Origin of the sequence: Parapedobacter sp. GCM10030251, from assembly GCF_042666505.1 — a bacterium.
In the GTDB taxonomy this organism is placed as follows: domain Bacteria; phylum Bacteroidota; class Bacteroidia; order Sphingobacteriales; family Sphingobacteriaceae; genus Parapedobacter.
This window is the reverse complement of record NZ_JBHTDN010000004.1, coordinates 567744-587046: the sequence shown is the minus strand read 5'-3', so window position 1 is coordinate 587046 and position 19303 is coordinate 567744. Positions and strand designations below refer to the sequence as shown.

At 48.1% G+C, this 19303-nt stretch carries 15 protein-coding genes; 7 read left to right on the top strand and 8 right to left on the bottom strand.

Features of this window, described 5'->3' with window-relative positions; genetic code table 11:
- Positions 1 to 123 precede the first annotated feature (123 nt).
- The 5 genes from ACFQRK_RS14720 to lepB are packed head-to-tail and all read left to right on the top strand — an operon-like array spanning position 124 to position 4834.
- The gene (locus tag ACFQRK_RS14720; protein ID WP_379007978.1) at positions 124 to 921 is read left to right on the top strand and encodes a ParA family protein; all 798 of its coding nucleotides are present in this window, start codon (positions 124 to 126) and stop codon (positions 919 to 921) included.
- A gap of 3 nt (positions 922 to 924) precedes the next feature.
- Positions 925 to 1848 carry a ParB/RepB/Spo0J family partition protein gene (locus tag ACFQRK_RS14715; RefSeq protein WP_379007976.1) on the top strand — a complete coding sequence of 308 codons (924 nt, stop codon included), beginning with the start codon at positions 925 to 927 and terminating at the stop codon, positions 1846 to 1848.
- Positions 1848 to 2609, top strand: coding sequence for a DUF5683 domain-containing protein (locus ACFQRK_RS14710; RefSeq protein ID WP_379007974.1), 762 nt, complete (start codon positions 1848 to 1850; stop codon positions 2607 to 2609). The genes ACFQRK_RS14715 and ACFQRK_RS14710 overlap by 1 nt, the downstream gene beginning before the upstream one ends.
- Positions 2610 to 2658: 49 nt before the next feature.
- The gene (dapB, locus tag ACFQRK_RS14705) at positions 2659 to 3396 is read left to right on the top strand and encodes a 4-hydroxy-tetrahydrodipicolinate reductase (protein WP_379007973.1); all 738 of its coding nucleotides are present in this window, start codon (positions 2659 to 2661) and stop codon (positions 3394 to 3396) included.
- Between the two features lie 13 nt (positions 3397 to 3409).
- Positions 3410 to 4834, top strand: coding sequence for a signal peptidase I (gene lepB, locus ACFQRK_RS14700; protein ID WP_379007971.1), 1425 nt, complete (start codon positions 3410 to 3412; stop codon positions 4832 to 4834).
- A 13-nt stretch (positions 4835 to 4847) separates the two neighbouring features.
- Here lepB and ACFQRK_RS14695 read toward each other — a convergent pair whose 3' ends face one another.
- Positions 4848 to 5744: a hydroxypyruvate isomerase family protein gene (locus ACFQRK_RS14695; RefSeq protein WP_379007969.1), complete on the bottom strand. Its 897-nt coding sequence runs from the start codon at positions 5742 to 5744 to the stop codon at positions 4848 to 4850.
- 68 nt (positions 5745 to 5812) lie between these two features.
- Complete coding sequence (locus tag ACFQRK_RS14690; protein WP_379007967.1) at positions 5813 to 6535, bottom strand: pyridoxine 5'-phosphate synthase; 723 nt, start codon at positions 6533 to 6535, stop codon at positions 5813 to 5815.
- A 169-nt stretch (positions 6536 to 6704) separates the two neighbouring features.
- Between ACFQRK_RS14690 and cdaA the strand changes: the two genes are divergently transcribed.
- Positions 6705 to 7487 (top strand): diadenylate cyclase CdaA, encoded by a 783-nt coding sequence (gene cdaA, locus ACFQRK_RS14685; RefSeq protein WP_379007965.1) that lies wholly within the window; start codon positions 6705 to 6707, stop codon positions 7485 to 7487.
- 14 nt (positions 7488 to 7501) lie between these two features.
- Here the strand turns inward: cdaA and ACFQRK_RS14680 are convergent, their stop codons facing one another.
- The 4 genes from ACFQRK_RS14680 to ACFQRK_RS14665 form a co-directional block, all read right to left on the bottom strand.
- Entirely contained in the window at positions 7502 to 8350 is an 849-nt protein-coding gene (locus ACFQRK_RS14680) for a DUF2911 domain-containing protein (protein WP_379007963.1), read from the bottom strand.
- A 375-nt stretch (positions 8351 to 8725) separates the two neighbouring features.
- Complete coding sequence (locus ACFQRK_RS14675; RefSeq protein WP_379007961.1) at positions 8726 to 10021, bottom strand: sugar MFS transporter; 1296 nt, start codon at positions 10019 to 10021, stop codon at positions 8726 to 8728.
- Between the two features lie 382 nt (positions 10022 to 10403).
- A complete protein-coding gene (locus ACFQRK_RS14670; protein ID WP_379007958.1) occupies positions 10404 to 10916 on the bottom strand; it encodes a DinB family protein in 513 nt (170 codons plus the stop codon).
- Entirely contained in the window at positions 10897 to 12117 is a 1221-nt protein-coding gene (locus ACFQRK_RS14665) for a sensor histidine kinase (RefSeq protein WP_379007955.1), read from the bottom strand. The genes ACFQRK_RS14670 and ACFQRK_RS14665 overlap by 20 nt, the downstream gene beginning before the upstream one ends.
- Before the next feature lie 283 nt (positions 12118 to 12400).
- Here ACFQRK_RS14665 and gltX point away from each other — a divergent pair, with 283 nt between their 5' ends.
- Positions 12401 to 13936, top strand: a complete 1536-nt coding sequence (gltX, locus tag ACFQRK_RS14660) for a glutamate--tRNA ligase (protein ID WP_379007953.1) — start codon at positions 12401 to 12403, stop codon at positions 13934 to 13936.
- Here gltX and ACFQRK_RS14655 read toward each other — a convergent pair.
- Both ACFQRK_RS14655 and ACFQRK_RS14650 read right to left on the bottom strand, forming a co-directional pair.
- A complete protein-coding gene (locus tag ACFQRK_RS14655) occupies positions 13917 to 16802 on the bottom strand; it encodes a DEAD/DEAH box helicase (RefSeq protein ID WP_379007951.1) in 2886 nt (961 codons plus the stop codon). The two genes, gltX and ACFQRK_RS14655, sit on opposite strands and share 20 nt — an antisense overlap.
- Before the next feature lie 230 nt (positions 16803 to 17032).
- Positions 17033 to 19255 carry a helix-turn-helix domain-containing protein gene (locus tag ACFQRK_RS14650; protein ID WP_379007950.1) on the bottom strand — a complete coding sequence of 741 codons (2223 nt, stop codon included), beginning with the start codon at positions 19253 to 19255 and terminating at the stop codon, positions 17033 to 17035.
- Positions 19256 to 19303: the final 48 nt, after the last annotated feature.

Sequence of the window (19303 nt, the reverse complement as noted above, 5' to 3'; positions counted from 1 at the left end):
ATGGATTAAATTAAAAAGCGTATCTTAGCCCCTCGCATTTGAAGTTGCTAAAATGCCCAAAAGTACGAATAAATGAATACTTTTGGGTCGCAAAGCACATAGCGCGTTAATTTTTCATCACTCATGGGCAAAATCATTGCAATCGCTAATCAAAAAGGAGGAGTCGGCAAAACCACCACTTCCATCAACCTGGCAGCCAGCCTGGCTGTATTGGAATATAAAACGTTGCTGGTCGATGCAGACCCGCAAGCCAACTCGACCTCTGGTATCGGATTTGACCCCCGGACCATTAAATCCAGTGTGTATGAATGTTTAATCAATGACCTTGATCCGCATGAAGCCATCCAGCAAACCGACACGCCGAATCTCGATCTGCTACCTGCACATATCGACCTGGTAGGTGCGGAGATCGAGATGATCAACCTGCACGAACGGGAATTTAAAATGCGGAATATCCTGGATCAGATAAAAAATGAATATGACTTTATCGTCATCGATTGCTCCCCGTCTTTGGGTCTTATTACCATCAATGCATTGTCTGCGTCCAACTCAGTCATCATCCCTGTGCAATGCGAATATTTTGCACTGGAGGGATTGGGCAAATTGCTTAACACCATCAAGATTGTGCAGAACCGACTGAATACGGCTCTCGAGATCGAAGGCATTCTGCTAACGATGTATGATGTCCGCCTTAGGCTCTCCAACCAAGTCGTGGAGGAGGTAAAAACCCACTTTAACGAACTGGTTTTCGATACGATCATTCAACGCAATACGCGGCTGAGTGAAGCTCCCAGCTTCGGCATCGCGGTAATCATGCATGACGCCAACAGCAAAGGAGCCATCAACTACCTGAACCTGGCGCGAGAGATATTGGAAAAAAACAACCTTAGTAAGGAAAAAAAAGAACACGTAAGCGCATAGTAAATGGCAGCACAACAACGGAAAATAGGTTTGGGTAAGGGATTAAGTGCACTGCTCGACGATTCGGAAGAAGTAATCAAACGGCCCACCGAAAACAAAACGGTTGGCGATGTAAAAGAGCAGAAAATACCTGCCGGAATAAGCGAAGTTCCGCTTTCGCAAATCGCGATCAATCCTTACCAACCGCGGACCGATTTCGATGAAGAAGCGCTCCGCGAGTTGGCTGACTCCATCAAGCTACAGGGGCTTATACAGCCCATTACCGTGCGGCAGGCAGAAAACGGGGCTTATCAGCTAATAAGCGGGGAACGTAGATTAAGGGCGGCAAAACTAGCCGGCCTTACGGAAATACCGGCATATATTCGGACGGCCAATGATCAGCAAATGCTGGAAATGGCGTTGATCGAAAATATTCAACGTGAAAATCTCAACGCTATCGAGGTCGCACTGAGTTTCCAGCGGATGATTGAAGAATGCAACCTGAAGCAGGAAGAACTCGGCGAACGGGTCAGCAAAAACCGCTCAACAGTAACCAACTATCTGCGCTTGCTGAAGCTGCCGCCGGTCATACAGGCAGCCATACGGGATGGCCAGCTCAGCATGGGACATGCACGTTCATTGATCAATGTACCTGAAATTGACAAGCAGCTGTACATCTTCCGGGAAATCGTAAAAAAAGGATTATCCGTACGGAAAACCGAAGAGCTGGTGCGAGATATTCAGCAACGTACTACTGCCCAACCCGGCAAACGTGACAAAACAGCCCCCCTATCTTTTCAGTATCAAAAGGTCGAGGACGACCTTGCTTCCAAATTTGCTACACGCGTAAAACTCAAAGTATCCGGCAAAAAAGGCACCGGAGCCATCGAAATCCCCTTTCACTCTGAGGATGATTTAAACCGGATTCTTGAATTATTGGACTGGTGATGAACAGGCTACTCGTCATCCTGGCATTGCTGTTTGCAGGTACCGCCGTCGTTTGGGCCCAAGAACCCGGCCGTCAGCAGCGCGACACGATTCCGAAGCCCGCGGCGCCCCAAGTTACCGATAGTCTCAAGGTGGTTCCAACGGATACCGCAGCGACGGATACCGCTGCTGCGGAGACCCGCCGCGAGCGGAGGCAACGGGAGAAACGCGAGCGGGAAGCCAAGGAACAAGCGCAAACGGTATTCAAAGACTCCGCACGGCTGGCCCTTGAAGCGATGTCAGTGCGACCCTGGAAGCAATCGCTGATGGTGCCCGGATGGGGGCAGATCACCAACGGTGGTTGGTGGTGGCTCAAGGTACCGGTTATTTACGGAGGTTTCGTGAGCGCAGTGCTGGTATTTGAGTTTAATAATCGCTATTACCACGATATCCTTGAAGAAGTGCAGTACCGTATCAACAACAATCACGCGATCCCACCAAACACGAAATATCCCAATCTTGGATCCGGACAACAGATGACGGACTATATGATTGTCGCGAAAGACTCGTATCGCCGTAACCGCGACCTTACGGTACTGGTAACGGTGGGTTGGTGGGGCCTCCAAGCAGTGGAGGCCTACGTCACATCCATGCTCAAGCACCGGTGGGAGATCGGGGATGACCTGAGCATCAAGATTTCACCTACCCTCATATCCCAACCCAGCGCCGGTTGGGCGTACCAACCTACTGCCATCGGTTTTAAAGTGAAAATGAATTTTTAACCATTTATACACATTTTATACTAAGTTTGCGTACTAGCAAAATACGTACATGAACATTGCATTACTCGGATATGGAAAAATGGGGCGGCTTATCGAGAAATTCGCCCTGCAACGCGGTCACCACATCCATCTCATCGTAGACGAGAATAATCGGTCGGATATCGGCCCTGCCGATTTGGAGGGCGCAGATGTAGCCATCGACTTTAGCCAACCTGAGGCTGCCGTGGCGAACATCGACCTGTGCTTTGAAGCCGACGTACCGATTGTCGTCGGAACCACCGGCTGGTATCACCGGCTCGAGGACGTCAAAAAGAGATGTCTGGATGGTAACAAAACCTTGATGTACGGCTCTAATTTCAGTATCGGAGTCAATGTCTTTTTCCACATCAACAAATTGCTAGCAGCTGTCATGAATCCCTATAAGCAATACGATGTGCAGGTTGAAGAAATTCACCATACCCAGAAACTGGATGCGCCGAGCGGCACTGCCATTACGATTGCAGAAGGAATTCTTGAAAACACCGATTCCAAAACGGAATGGATAAACAACCTGGTGGGCGAGGGCGAGGAAGTCATTCCAAAGAGCCAGCAACTGCTGATTGAAAGCCATCGTATTGACGATGTACCCGGCACACATACGGTCCTCTATAGCTCTGAAGTCGACCAGATCGAATTTAAGCACACGGCGCATAGCCGGGCAGGTTTTGCCTTGGGGGCGGTAGTCGCTGCCGAATGGACAGCAGGCAAAACCGGGTTTTACCAAGTCACCGAAATGTTTAATTTTTAACGAAACCTATTATATGGGATATATTGTTTTTGCCATCATTCTCATCCTCATTCATATTGGGCTTTGGAAACTTTTCATAAAAGCCGGGCGCAAAGGTTGGGAATCGCTCATTCCGGTTTATAAGGAATTTATCATTGCCAAGCATATTACCGGGCATCCCGGCTGGTGGATTGCCTTACTGCTGATTCCCATTGTAAATATTTTCATCTTTTTTGGCTTGTATCTGGATTTAGTGAAGTCATTTGGCAAGCGTCGCTTTTGGGAATATGCGGCCACGATCCTGTTACCTTTCGTTGTGCTTCCTTGGTGGGGCAATGACCCGAAAGTCGTTTATCTCGGACAATCGTCCACCCAGGAGTTCAAGGAAAAGTATCCCTACAAAAAAACCGTGGCACGTGAATGGGCCGATGCGATCGTATTCGCCGTTGTTGCCGCCACGCTGATCCGTGGCTTTTTAATCGAAGCCTACATGATCCCCACGGGTTCAATGGAAAAAAGCCTGCTGGTTGGCGACTTCCTGTTTGTCAGCAAATTGAACTACGGCCCGCGCATTCCAATGACGCCCATTGCCTTTCCCTTTGCGCACCATACCATGCCGTTGGTGGGCGGAAAAGCATATTGGGAGGGCGTAAAAATAGGCTATAAACGACTACCTGGATTCCAACAAATTGAACGCAACGATGTGGTCGTATTTAATTATCCGATGGAGGCAGACCCGCCTTTCAACCGACCGATCGACAAACGTGAAAACTACATCAAACGTGCAGTGGGTATCCCGGGAGACACCGTTTCGCTGCGTGAGTCCATATTATACATCAATGGAAAAAAAGGCTTCGTCCCGCCACACGGACAGATGGACTATTACGTGTATACCGATGGAACAGGCCTAAACCCACAGCGGTTGCTGGATATGCGCATCGAACACAGTCCCTACGCACGAGAACCTTATCAGCTTTTCCTGACGGAAGAGGCCTATCAGGAAGTTAAAAGCTGGGCAAACGTAACCAAGATTGTTCCAAATATCCGGCATCGGGATACGGAAGAGCCCGGCATATTCCCGAACAATCCTTTATACCATTGGAATATCGACAATTTCGGACCTATCATCATACCGAAAAAAGGCTGGACGATTACCCTTGATAGTCTAACGATGCCGCTTTATGAACGCGCTATCCGCGTATATGAAGGCAACGAACTGGAAAGCCGTGCAGATGGCGTATACCTCAACGGTGCGAAAGCAGACACGTATACGTTCAAAATGAATTATTACTGGATGATGGGTGACAACCGCCATAATTCAGAGGATGCTCGGACCTGGGGGTTCGTACCGGAAGACCACATTGTAGGCAAGGCCTTGTTTGTGTGGCTAAGCTGGGACAAGGATGGCACGTTCTTCGACAAAATCCGTTGGAACCGGATTTTCATGGGTATAAAATAGGGAACGAAGCTGCCTAAACGTCACATAGCCGGATAGCCTGTGCCAGCGATTGGAGGGGCTCCGGCTGTTTGGGGATAAATTCTTGCGCAACGTAACCCGTGAATCCCGTCTCCACGATGGCTTTCATAATGGCCGGATAGTTGAGCTCTTGGCTTTGATCAATTTCGTTACGCCCCGGTACGCCACCCGTATGGTAATGGGCGATGTAAGGGTGGTACTTACGGATCGTAGCGATGACGTCGCCCTCCATGATTTGCATGTGGTAGATATCGTAAAGCAGCTTAAACCGGTCTGACCCGATGGCATCGCACAGAGCCGTTCCCCACGCAGTATGATCGCATTGGTAGTCGGGATGATCTACTTTGCTATTGAGCAATTCCATTACCAAGGTAACGCCATGTTTTTCGGCCGTGCCCATGAGCCGTTTCAGGCCGGTGGCACAATGGCGGATGCCCTCCTCATCGCTTAGTCCACGGCGGTTGCCGGAAAAGCAGATGATTTTGTCGTATCCGGCCGCAGCCACTTGCGGGATAAGGGTCTCGTAGCTGGCCACCAACTCATCATGCAGCGACGGGTCGTTGAACCCTTCGGGAATCCCTTTGCCCGCACCATGCGGCATGGCGGCATGTAGTCCGTACTGTTTCAATATAGGCCATTCTTTGGGACCAACCAAATCGATTGCCGTAATACCGATTTCTTTGGCGGCCTGGCAGAGCTCCGCTAAGGGGATTTCGGGATAGCACCAACGACAAACCGAGTGATTAATACGACCTTTCAACGGTGTCAACGCAGCTTCTTGTGCGGCTGATGCCCCTCGTTGAAACAAGTCGGTCGCCATCATGGCCGTGGTGCCGGCAGCCACGGCTTTCAAAGCACTTCTTCTTGAGAAAAGTTGTGGAGTGGGTTTCATGCTGTAAACCTACATAAAAATCCGTGAAACATCAATGCCAGAACGACCGTATCACAGGGAAATCGAGGTCACTTTTCAGCAGCCGCGGCTAAGTACCGTTTAATTGTATCTTCCAGTCCTAAATAAAGTGCATCGGCAATCAAGGCGTGGCCGATGCTCACTTCCAGCAATCCGGGGATGTGCTGCACAAAATATGGCAAATTATGAAGATCGAGATCATGACCGGCATTAAGGCCGATCCCCGCTTGCTGTGCCACCTGCGCAGCTTCGATGTACTGCGCTATCGCTTGGGCGGGATCCTGCGGAAACTCCCGGGCATAACCTTCGGTGTATAACTCAACGCGGTCCGTGCCGGTTTCCGCGGCTGCGGCAACCATTTCAGGATTGGGATCCACGAAGATCGAAACCCGGATGCCTTCCCCCTTAAACAATGCACAGATATCCTGTAAATAGTCGCGATGTTTGATGGTATCCCATCCATGGTTTGAGGTGATCTGTCCAGGCTCATCCGGCACCAAAGTAACCTGAGCGGGCTGCGTATCCAAAACCAACCGAACGAATTTCTCCTCCCGGCTGTTACCTTCGATATTCAATTCGGTGGTCAGCACCGACTTCAGATCATAGACATCCCGATAGCGGATATGCCGCTCATCTGGCCGGGGATGCACCGTAATGCCCTCCGCACCGAATCGCTCACAGGCCCGCGCTGCCTGAAGTACATCCGGGTTATTTCCGCCCCGCGAATTGCGGAGCGTCGCGATTTTATTGATATTAACCGAAAGTCTCGCCATATAGATCGTTTTTTACAAAGGTACAAACTTTATAATTGCGAAGCCTTCATGAACCGAACGCAGCTAGCCCATAAACACGGTTGGAAACAACACCTCGCGCATACCATCCTTGAAAGCAGATCATCGATGAATAATTATTTTCGGATGAATTTATTAAATTGCGTGGGTTATGGAGAGCTTCGACTTTAGTTTTAGGTTACTGGATATCATAGACATCTTCTTAGTCGCTGTCATCCTGTATTATATATATAGCCTCATCCGCGGCACCATTGCGGTTAATATCCTTATCGGGTTGGGGCTTATCTATGTAATTTTTCTGCTGGTCAAGCAATTCAACATGCACCTTCTTACCGAGATTTTCGGCGGGTTCATCAGTGTGGGATCGCTGGCGCTCGTGGTCGTGTTCCAGCAGGAAATCAGGCGCTTCCTTATCCATATCGGCAAAAATATATCCGTAAGACGGAAAAATTTCCTATGGTCGATCTTCGTGAGCAAAAAAGCAGCCGAACAAGATCACCGCACCCACCTCAAGCCCATTATCGACGCATGCAGAAGTATGTCAAAATCTTATACAGGAGCCTTATTGGTTTTCGCCAAATATTTTGACGAGGAATATTACCAGAGCAGCGGCGAATACATGGATGCGCAACTTTCCAAACGGTTACTCGAAAGTATATTCCAAAAAAACAGCCCCTTACATGATGGGGCTGTCGTTATTGTGGATTTCAAGATAAAAACCGCCAGCTGTGTGCTACCCTTATCAGATAGCGAGGATTTACCGCTGCATTTCGGCTTACGTCACCGCGCCGCCATCGGTGTCACCGAGGTGAGCGATGCGGTGGCAGTAATCGTCTCGGAAGAAACGGGAGAGATCTCGTTTGCAAAGGATGGCAATGTCAACATGAATATTACGCACGAAGAACTGGAGGAATTGTTGAATGCATCACTTTGAAAGGGACCGCCTGATTATTTCTTAGCTTCAGCCAATACCTTTCCGTTCAGCCGCACATACTCCTCGTTATTTTGTTGTTTGGCTATTTCTATCCCCTCCTGGGCCGTGGCCGCTGCTCCGGCTTTGTCTCCTGCCTTAAGTTGGATACGCGCCTTCCAGTATTTGATATAGGGCGGAGAATTAGGTGCTTTGTCTGCCTCATTTATCCAGGTGAGCGCTTTCTGGATATCCTTATTGTTGTTATAATAATACTGCGCAGCTTGCATGTAGGGCTTCTTCTCTCCTTTCATTGCTTGCTCAATGGCTGCCATGATTTCGGCATCTTGGTCGACCACCAAGTCGAAAGCAACTTTGGTATTTTCCCAGGAGATATTCAGCTTTGCGCTTTGAGGTTTCACATCCGAAAAATCCATGGTGAAGGTTTCCACGGGTTTACCCAATCGTTCCGGTTTAACGGTAAAGCGGAGCACATCCTCTTCTTGCTTATAAGCGTACGCTCCCCATTGTTGGCTATTCTTACTAAAAATGATTGTCCATTCATTTTTTCCCGGTATGGTCAACAAACCGTAGGTTCCCGGCTCGATCGGGTGACCGGCCACCGTTACCTTATCCTCAAACTTGATGGTAGGAATGCCGTTCGCTCCCGTACGCCACACCTTACCATGAGGCTCCAACTCTCCGAAAATTTTCCGGCCATTCACATTAGGTCGACTATAGGTAAGCGTAACGTTGCGGATACCCAGTCCCTGAATAACGGTTTGCGAACTGCTCGCGGGCGGAAGTTTCAGTTGCGCTTTTAGAGGTTGCGCCACCGTGGCAACAACGAGGGCCAGGACGGCCGTTTTTACTAGGTTTTTTTTCATGTTACTTATTTTGTTTTTTAATGGCAAATGAAGCTTGCATGAGGCGTTTAATCAAGTCCTTTATTGAGCGGCGGCTCCTGCAGGCTTCCTATTTGCTTATTGAGATTTACAACCCTCCGAAATTAGGAATTATTCGTCAAGTCGTCATTCAACATTACCGAAATATTACAATCCGCATGTAATAACACCTTTACATCATTCGTTTTAAAAATGATATTTCATTAGAAATCTTTGTTCTAATGGCCTAATGGAACCTGCATTTTCATCGCCTTTTGTTAATAGGCGCTGACAAGGCAGGTTTCACAAAAAAGTCCTGTTTTCCTGCGTCGTTTACCCAGACGCAGGAAAATCAGGCACAATTTCTTGAACATTCTTTTATTTAGAGGTCCGGGATTCGCTCAATCTATGTCCGTAACTTGCAAAGTAGAGGATGTACAGGTAAGCGGGCACCATCGCGTACAGGAATGCGTGTTGAAAATCGATGCCAAGGGTGTCTTTTAGGTATCCGTATACCAACGGCCAGATGGCGCCGCCGGCGATCCCCATAATCATCACTCCGGATCCAACTTTGGTAAATCGTCCCAGCCCCTTAATGCCCAGCGGAAAAATTGCCGGCCACATCAGTGCGTTGGCAATACCCAATAACGCCACAAAAATATAGGAAGTTATTCCCGAAGTGAATACCGAAATTACGGTGAAGGCAATGCCGACCAACGTACAAATGCGAAGTGCAGATTGTTGCGAGATCAATCTTGGGATGGTTGCAATCCCGACAAAATAACCCACGAGCATACACCCCAGTGTAAAAGCAGTGCCATATTTCACAAAGAATGGAGGCAGTGATAACAATCGACCATATGTCCCAATAATGTCGCCTGCCATCACCTCTACTGAAACGCAAAAGAAAATTGCTAACGCACCGAGAAACAGATGTGGAAATTGAAAGATGCTGCTTCTCCTTTTTACGTTCGCACTTTCTTCGACCACTTCCTCTTTGTTTACATCAACATCAGGCATTTTCACAACAAACACAATGATAGCCAAGACCGCTACCCCAATGGCCATTCCGATATATGGGCTATGAATCCGTTCTGAAAGTTCGGCCAATAATGCATCGTGTTCCGGGCCTGCTTTAAGATCTCTTATTTTATTAGAAATCGTATCATAATCTTTCAACAATATACTTCCCAGGACAAACGGGACGATGATACCAGCGGTTTTATTGAAAATCCCGACGATGGAAATACGCTTGGCAGCGCTTTCGATGGGACCGATAATACTTAAGTATGGATTAATCGCGGTCTGAAGAAGTGCCATTCCCGATGCTTGAATAAATATAGACACCAAGAACAGGCCATAACTTAACTTAGATGCGGCCGGCAATATAACCAATGCGCCAATCACGATTAAAAACAGACTGGCCACAATTCCATTTTTAAAACCGATTTTGTCCAAAATCCATGAACTGGGAAGAGCCAAAAAGAAATAGGCTATATACGAAGCAAATAAAATAAAGAAAGCCTGCAAATCTGTCCCTAAATTAAAGGCTAATCTCACAAATGGGATCAGCGCCCCATTGGCCCAGGTGATGTAACCAAGAATAAAAAACAGTGCACAGCATATAATCATAGGTAATATGGCTGTCTTTTGTTGAGTTGGTATAGCGTTCATTGATTCAAGATTTACTTTTCATAATTACTTTTCATAGGTTGGTCGTATTTAGGAACCTTCCATTCCGCAAGACTATAAAATAAAATCAACATTTAAAATAAAAAAATCACGCAATCGGTTGTTTTCCTGGGGTGAATAGGCAAATGAGTGACTGGCCGAATGAGTGACTGGCCGGGAGAATCTAAATGGGTATCTACAAAATAGGAAACGCCCTGAAGTATCAGGGCATCTCCTACACCTAAACCGTATCATAAAACCATGGAAATGGTTTTGTAGATACAATACTTACAAAAGACACTGGAAAAGGTTTTTAAAGTTTTTTATTTTTTTGTTCACTTCCTCACTTGTTCCTTGTCTACTTCCTTACCTTCGTTTCCTCACTTTACTCACCGAGATAACGTTCACGAATAATGTTACGGTGATGATTAAGGTGTCCGGCGATGATATATAAAAACGCACGAACACTGATCAATCGTTCGGAAGCGATGCCCTTCCGGGCCAGTTCGTGATCATTAAAACTGCGAAAAAGCATCAGGTTAGACTTTCTGACTAACACAAATTCTTCTGCAAAGCTTTCCAATGACCGTTCATTGAACCGGGCGTTGGCCACAAAATCCTCGGGCTCGAACCCGATCAATTCCTTGGTGTCATTCCGTGCGAAACGCAGCGCACGGTAGGCCATGATCCGTTCGGTATCAATGACATGCCCCACAACCTCCTTGATGGTCCATTTCCCCTCCATATAGGCGTATTCGGATTTGCCCGGGGGGATACTTGCCAGAAATTCGGGAAAAGCGGTAATTTGCTCACTGAGCAATTCCATCACGTCGCCCGTGATGGTTTCAATGTAATCGGAATAAATCGCGGGGTATTCATCAGATTTGAGCGGGTTCATACGTTTGACTACTTGGTAATACGATTCTAAATGTGGTTCCTTTATCTATTTCTGACTCCTTCACATAAATGTGCCCTTTGTGGTATTCGATCATCCGTTTGGTGAGGCTCAACCCCAGCCCCCAGCCTCGCTTTCGTGTGGTGAAACCCGGTTGGAAGACCGCATCAAACTGTGCGCGCGGTATCCCTTTTCCGGTATCGCTAATGTCTATAAAAATTTGCTCTTTTGCAATATTTTCTAGAATAACGATGTCTATCCTTCCAGCAGATTCAATCGCATTTGCGGCATTCTTCAGAAGATTTTCAAGTACCCAATCGAATAAAGGCACATTAAGCATGGCTTGCGCTTTCGTTTCGCCGGAGACATTAAACACAATTTTGTCACTGGTTCTAACCTTAAAATAGTTCACAAAATCGACCACCACTTTATACACAGTATAGTTGTGCAATACCGGAGTTGAACCGATTTTCGAGAAACGGTCCGCGACAACTTCCAGGCGTTTGACATCGCTTTCCATTTCTATGAGCAACGGATCTTTCTCGGCGTCAAACTTCGCACGGACCAATTCCAGCCAGGCCATCAGCGATGATATAGGCGTTCCTAGCTGATGGGCGGCCTCCTTTGCCAAACCTACCCACACCAGGTTTTGTTCGGACTTGCGGATGGAATTAAATACGGTATAGGCAATGGCAAGAAAAATCGCGATCAGGGTAAGTTGCACATATGGAAAGACACGGAGCTGGGTGAGTAACAGGGAATCTTTATAATACACGAACCATTGCCCCCCATTGGGCAAGTTGATGATGATGGGCGAATGGCTTTTTTTCATAATCATCAGTTGCCTGTTAAAGTATGTGGGGTCGTATAACAGGTTTTCATCCTGGTCGTCCGACAAGATATTGGTTTTCGTTGAATCCAAATCCCGCCAGTAGATAATACTGTCACGGGCGTCAGCGATGATAGCGGGCATCGACAGACTGTCGCGTACGGCAGAAATAAAGGTGATCATTTCATCATCGAAATCCGGCATGGTGATGATGCTCCGCATACTCATTGCCCATACCTCAGCTTTGGTCCGCTCGGATTTGGAAAGGTTCCTTACCAAATAGTTGGTGTACAGCAACGATGCGGCCGCAATAAGTACTGCGAGAATCAACAAGGCAAATTTCCATCGTTGCTGGTTATATTGATAAGGGTTCATTCGGCCAAAATACATAATTCCTCCAATAATGATATTTTGGCAGTCGTATTTTTTACAGCGGTTCCGTTTTTAAACATTTTGTCGGGCACTTTGGTACGCAACGCAACTGGAAGACTCACTTCACTCATCCTCCCAAGGTTGCTTATGTGCAGCCAAGGCCGCCTTGGCGTGGGATAATGGAAGTCCTGTATTAAACCGAACAACGGGAGTTCACCGAAGGTAATCCTGGTACTTTTTATCTTTCCGCCACAAAAAAACTGGCCAATTTAGCTAAGTTTGCAACATGGATCAAGATAGGAAAGTAAGGGTACGTTTTGCACCGAGTCCCACCGGTGGATTGCACTTAGGTGGTGTACGTACGGCATTGTTCAACTACTTGTTTGCCCGGCACCACAACGGAACGTTTGTATTGCGCATCGAGGATACGGACCAAACGCGGTTTGTCCAAGGTGCCGAGGAATACATTCAGGACTGCCTCCAGTGGTGCGGGATTGAGCCGGATGAGAGTCCGCTTCACGGAGGGGCGTATGGCCCTTATCGGCAAAGCGAACGCAAGGCAAATTATCAAGCCTATGCGGAACAGCTGGTAGCCGACGGCTATGCATATTACGCTTTTGACACCGCGGAAGAATTGGACGCTCAGCGCAAGCTGCATCCCAACTTTAAATACAGCCACGAAAACCGTTCGCAACTGCGCAACTCGCTCAGCCTTCCGGAAACCGAAGTGCAGCGGCTGATCGCCGAAGGGCACCCTTATGTCATCCGCATCAAAATGCCTGTCGGTGAAACCATCGGGTTTGACGACATGATCCGCGGCGTGGTCAGTTTCGACTCATCACTGGTGGACGACAAAGTGCTGTTAAAAGCCGATGGCATGCCCACTTACCACCTTGCGGTAGTCGTGGATGATTACCTAATGGGTATCACCCATGCATTCCGGGGCGAAGAATGGCTGCCTTCTGCTCCGGTGCACATCCTGCTCTGGGAATACCTGGGCTGGCGGAACAGCATGCCCCATTGGGCTCACCTGCCCCTGATCCTTAAACCGGATGGCAATGGCAAACTGAGCAAGCGTGACGGTGACCGATTAGGATTCCCGGTGTATGCCATGAATTGGCAAGACCCCAAAACCGGCGATCTCACCCGGGGGTTTCGGGAAATGGGGTTCCTTCCCGAGGCATTCGTCAACATGTTGGCGTTGTTAGGCTGGAATGACGGAAGTGATCAGGAGCTTTTTTCACTTGATGAATTGATTGCTAAGTTTTCGGTGGACCGCATCAGCAAAGCAGGCGCAAAATTTGATTTTGAAAAAGCGAAATGGTTCAACCACGAATGGATCAAACAAAGCAAGGACGAAGCACTCCTTCCCGAACTCCGTAATGTGTTGGCTGAGCAGGGCGTTCTGGACGTTGACCCCACATACCTTGCCGAGGTGCTGCCGCTGGTGAAAGAACGCCTGACGTTTCTTTCCGATTTCTGGGAACAGGCTTCCTATTTTTTCAAACGGCCTGAAGGCTATGATTTAGCGGCCGTACAACCTAAGTGGACGGCTGAAAAAACCGATTTCTTCGCAGACATGATTACCAAGCTGGAGAATTTCGATCCTTGGCACAGCGCTGAATTGGAGAGCTTTTACAAATTGGCTATCCAAGCTTCCGGCATGAAGGTGGGCGAATTGATGCTACCGTTCCGCATCATGCTCGTCGGAGGGAAATTTGGCCCCCACGTCTTTGACATTGCCGCGCTCTTAGGCCGCGAAGAAACGATAGCAAGGATGAAAAGCGGGCTGGAGGCGTTTATTACCCCAGCAGCTCTCTGATGTCTTCCTGCGTGAGCGATTTGATAAAGCTTTCTTCGGTGGTGATGAGCGTATCGGCAATGCTTTTCTTACGGTTCTGCAGTGCCAGTATTTTTTCCTCGACCGTGTCTTTGGTGATAAATTTGTAGATAAACACGTTGCGCGTTTGACCGATGCGGTGCGTACGGTCGATAGCCTGTTGTTCAACAGCGGGATTCCACCAAGGATCCAGTATGAACACATAGTCTGCCTCCACCAAGTTAAGTCCCACCCCACCGGCTTTGATCGAAATCAGAAACAGCCGCGTATCTTGATTTTCACGGAATTGTTTAACCACTTCCTCCCGGTTTTTGGTCGCCCCGTCAAGATAGGCATAGCCAACGTTGTGTTTGTCGAAGTATTGCTTAAAAATAACCAGTTGTTTGACAAATTGCGAAAACACAAGCACCTTATTGCCCCGCTGAAGTACCGTTTCAAGGGTATGGATGACACTCTCGAATTTCCCGGACTCGCCCCGGAATGCGCTGTCTACCATTCGTGGGTGATTGGCCAATTGGCGCAACTTGGTAAGTCCTTGTAACAACGCAATTTGTGGAGTTCTGGCTTTCTCGTCGCCTAAATTTTCTAATATCGCATTCCGGTATTCCGATTTCACGCGTTCATATTGTTCAGCTTGTTGTTCACCCATGGTACAATAGAATACCTGTTCCGATTTAGGCGGGAGCTCCGTAGCCACTTGACTTTTGGTCCGCCGCAGAACAAAGGGCTTAATGATCGCCTGTAACCGTCGCGCCTTTTCTTCGTCTTTCTTTTTTTCGATAGGCTGCACAAATTCCTGCTGGAAATAGTGGTAACTACCCAATAGCCCTGGGTTAAGGAAAGCCATCTGCGACCATAGATCGGCCACCGAATTTTCCACCGGCGTACCGCTCAGCACCAAACGGTGCTTGCTTTTTAGGCTTTTTACGGCCTTGAACGATTTTGAAGCCGGATTCTTGATGATCTGGCTTTCGTCGAGAATAACATAATTGAAGTAAAAGGCACTCAATAACTCCTCGTCACTGCGGGCGATGCCATAGGTGGTAATTACCAAGTCGTAGGGCTCAAAGGCCGCCGGTTCTTTTGCCCTATTGATACCGGTATGCACCAAGATTCGCAACTCAGGCACGAATTTGTCCGCTTCGTTCTGCCAGTTATAAATCAATGAGGTAGGCATGATGATGAGCGAGGTCATCGGTCCTTCACCCTGCACTGCCAGCTCCTTTTGCTTTTGCAGAAATGCCAGGGTCTGAATGGTTTTTCCGAGTCCCATATCATCGGCCAAACAGCCGCCAAACCGGTATTGCTGAAGAAAATGAAACCAATTGTACCCCGCCTTCTGATAGGGCCGTAACGAGCCGTTAAACTGCCGGGGAGCTTCGATTTCATCGATGGCCTCAAAATGTGTCAATTGCTCCAACTTGCGGCCTATCGTCAATGCCGTGTGTTCCGAAATGTCACTGAGCAGGCCTACATGGTACTTACTGAGCCGGATTGACTTTTTATCTTCAGAAAACTGGAACAAGTGATTGTACTGCGCGAACCACTCTTCGGGAATCACCGCTATTTCTCCATTGGGCAGCACAAACTCCTTGATGTTATTTAATATGTGGTTGCGCAATTGGATAAAAGGTACTTCATAATTTCCAAAACGAGCGACGGCTTGCACGTCAAACCAATCATTGCTTTCCTTGACCGCGAGATCAAGCTCCGTACGTCCGAAGAAGAAACGTTTGTGTGGATCTTCCTGAACAATTTCGTAGCCCAATTGGCTAAGTTCGTCGTTCTTTTCACGAAGCCAATCCATTACAGATATCCGCTCATCGCCATTCACGACCGGTTCGAGGTTACTGAAGAGCGTACTGGTTTTATGCAACCCTCTATCCAGAAGCTCCTGCATGCGCTTTTCCTCCCACTGCAGAGACCGTTTGATCCGATGAAACGTATACTGATCCGAGGCCTCATCGTAGTGCATTCTTACCGTCACCTTATTTTCCCCACCGGACGCAAAAAGGTACGGACCGTAGCGAAAATTCAGCTGGAGTTGCGAGGTACCGTTTTCAACATACAACAATTTGATAACCGGCACGGCATCGTGTTGGTGTGTCTCAATCGAAAAGCCTTCGGCATAGACGTGATGCTTCTCGATCAGTCCACGTACGAAGGTTTCAAAATATTTCCGTTCTGTCGCCCGCGCAACCGCTATGTAGCGCTTTTGCAAAAAGGGTGATAACTTCTTTCCCTCAAGCGGTTGATCAAAATGATAAAGCACATGTTCCAACAGCAGCCAAGCCTGCTGATTGACGATTACCTGGGCATCTTTGTACATAAATTCGATGCGCTGCCCGCCATATTTGATGGTAGGGAAATAGCGGGTTTCCTCACCGTTGCGCCGAAAATGAAACAGGACAGACGCAGGCTCGGGAGCGATCTCGATCCGTTGGTCGGCCGCATACCCATCTTTGCTCATCAAAAACAAAGGCTTTTTCTTCAACAATTCCAAGGCTTGCAGTAGCCGTCGTTCAATTTTCGGCCGGATGAACTCGTAAAATTTAGGGTCAAAGATCTTGGAGAAAAAATCAGCAGGTCGAACCGGCTTTTTATGATACCGCTTGATAATATTTGTCTGCTCGATTTCTTCCAGCAGTTTAATCAATTTGTAATCCACATCGTCCAATACCGCTGCATACTCGGTTGCCGTATGGCTGAAAATGCGCCGATGTGTCAGGGAATACCCGCCGTTGGGATTGAGCTGCACAATATGGGGCTCAATTAAGCATCCCAGATAGGGGTGCTCACAAAGGGAATAGACCAATTCATACGGTTGTGTAGTATCGACTTGCTGCATTTAGAGGGTAGTATCCTAAAAAAATAAAGGTGCTAAAGATACGAAATCTTCGGACAATTACGGTGCGTTTAGCAAGACCTATGCCAGTTACGATGCGTTTGCAGCTCAAGGGCACCCTGCACTTCCCGTTACCTTGGCACGTATGAACGATTTATTCGGGTTTGGATTTCAACCACTGAAAGCAGTACACTACAAATCTCCCTGAATGACAGAATATAGCGAGGGATACATCATCGGGCCAACGACGCCTGTGCAATCCGTATTTCGGTATACTCCACGTCGGCGCCCAACATTGCTTTGAGAACAGATGACGGTTTGCCGGGATTTTTACGCAACACCTCCTGGACAGATTCCAGTTTGGCCATATCCATTAACTGATGGGCCTCTACCCCCTGACCAATGAAATCAATGAGGTGTCCGATGATGGTATTTTTAGTCAAGCCACGTTCCGTTGCAATGTCATCGATGGATTTTCCGGCCTGAAACAAGTCAAAACTAATGCGCTTGGTCGCGCCCTTGACGGGCTTCTGCTTGCCGGTATTCCCAGGAAGTACCTCGTCGGCTGCGATTTCGATGGTATGCATACGTTCAGCTTTGCCCATCACCTCCTGCAAAGCATCGCCTTTGGCGAGTGCCTCTGAAATCATCAGGCATTGGGTCAATTGCTCTCTTTTCCGTTTGAAGTCGATATGCAACGCTTTTAACTCCTCCACGTATTTCTTTGTTCGCTTTTTTATCGCCCATGCAGCCATGTGCGCATCCAGCGCAACAATCAATTCTTCTTCAATCCGCGGCAGAAACCACTCCACAGCCCTCGCTGTACGCTCATGAATTCTGGCATAGTCGCTTTCCCCGTCTGTATTCAACAGCCCATTTAACTGGTTGCGAAATTTATCGGCCACTTCCCGCTGCGCCCGACAGGCGATCGTCAATGCCTGAAGAAACTGGTAGGCGGTCGCTTGGTCGGCAATGTTTCGGCTTTCCAGATCGGTCATTATGCCTTGGCTGGCCTCTACCAACCGATCCCACTTAAAACCCTGAAGCAAAATATGTCCCAAGTAGTTCCGTTGGGAGGCCTCCAGGATTTTGGACATATCTTCCTCGGCAGGCGTCGCTTTTGAAAAGTCGGCCACCTGTCGATCTGTGCGAATGCTGTGCGGCGGGATCCGCGAATAAAGCACCAATCCATCCAATTTTCGCAATCGGCTTAACGCTACATAGACCTGACCAGCGGCAAAAGAGGCGCCAGCGTCAACGATGGCCTTATCAAAAGTAAGTCCCTGGCTTTTGTGGATCGTGATGGCCCACGCTAACCGGAGCGGGAATTGGGCGAAGGTACCCAATACCTCTTCTTCGACTCTATCTTGTGCTTTATCGTAGCGATACCGGATGTTTTCCCATTCCTCGCGTTTTACTTCCACCGCTTCGCTTCCATCTTTAAACTCGACGATCAGCCGATCTCCTGTGGAATCCATGTGTTTCACATAACCGATCTTTCCATTGTAATACCGTCGTTCATCGCCGCTGTCATTGCGGATAAACATCACCTGGGCACCGATCTTTAGTGTCAGCTCCATCTCTGCGGGATACAGTGTTTCTGGAAAATCTTTCGAAATCTTTGCCTCCAGCGTTATCACTTGTCCCCGCAGCGCATCCAGTTCCCGCCTATTGATCGCATCCGCCCGGTGATTATGCGTGGTAAGGGTAACGTAAGGGTCGTCCTTTGCCGGCACAAAATCCGGCCGGTAATAAGTATTCAACAGGTCAAGCTGCTCGGAAGTACAGCAATTGTTGCGGATATCATTAAGTATATCGATGAATGTCTGTTCGCTCTGCCGGTAGATTTTTTTAAGCTCTAACAACACAGGCGGATGCTCGCGCAGCACCTTGGCGTGGAAAAAGAACGGGCTTGGATAATAGCGGCTCATGATCTCCCACTCCTGCTCCTTGACGACCGGCGGCAACTGGTACATATCGCCGATAAACAACACCTGCAGGCCGCCGAACGGGCGAGCATCGCGTCGTACGGATTTCAGGATTGCGTCAATAGCATCCAGGGTGTCGGCGCGTAGCATAGAAACTTCATCGATGACCAATAGGTCAATTTCCTGCAATAAGGCACGTCTTTGCTTCGTCAGTTTTACTTTGCCAAAGAGGCGACGGCGATTGTAAATATGGCTATCGTGGTCATTCCACGCCAATTCGTAATCTTCAATGTACATGCCGAATGGCAGCCAAAAGAGCGAGTGAAGGGTAGTTCCTCCCGCATTCATCGCAGCCACACCGGTGGGTGCGGCGACTGCCATCCTTTTATAGCTGTGCTGTTGAATGTATTTCAGAAAGGTGGTTTTTCCCGTTCCGGCTTTGCCTGTTAGGAAGAGGTTGCGGTTGGTATGGTTCACAAACGATACCGCCTGCATAAAAGCCGCGTTTTGTACATCTAGTGATGCCATAGTGGTATTGAAGGTTTAAATTTAAATGCCAGCTGGCAAGGTAAACGA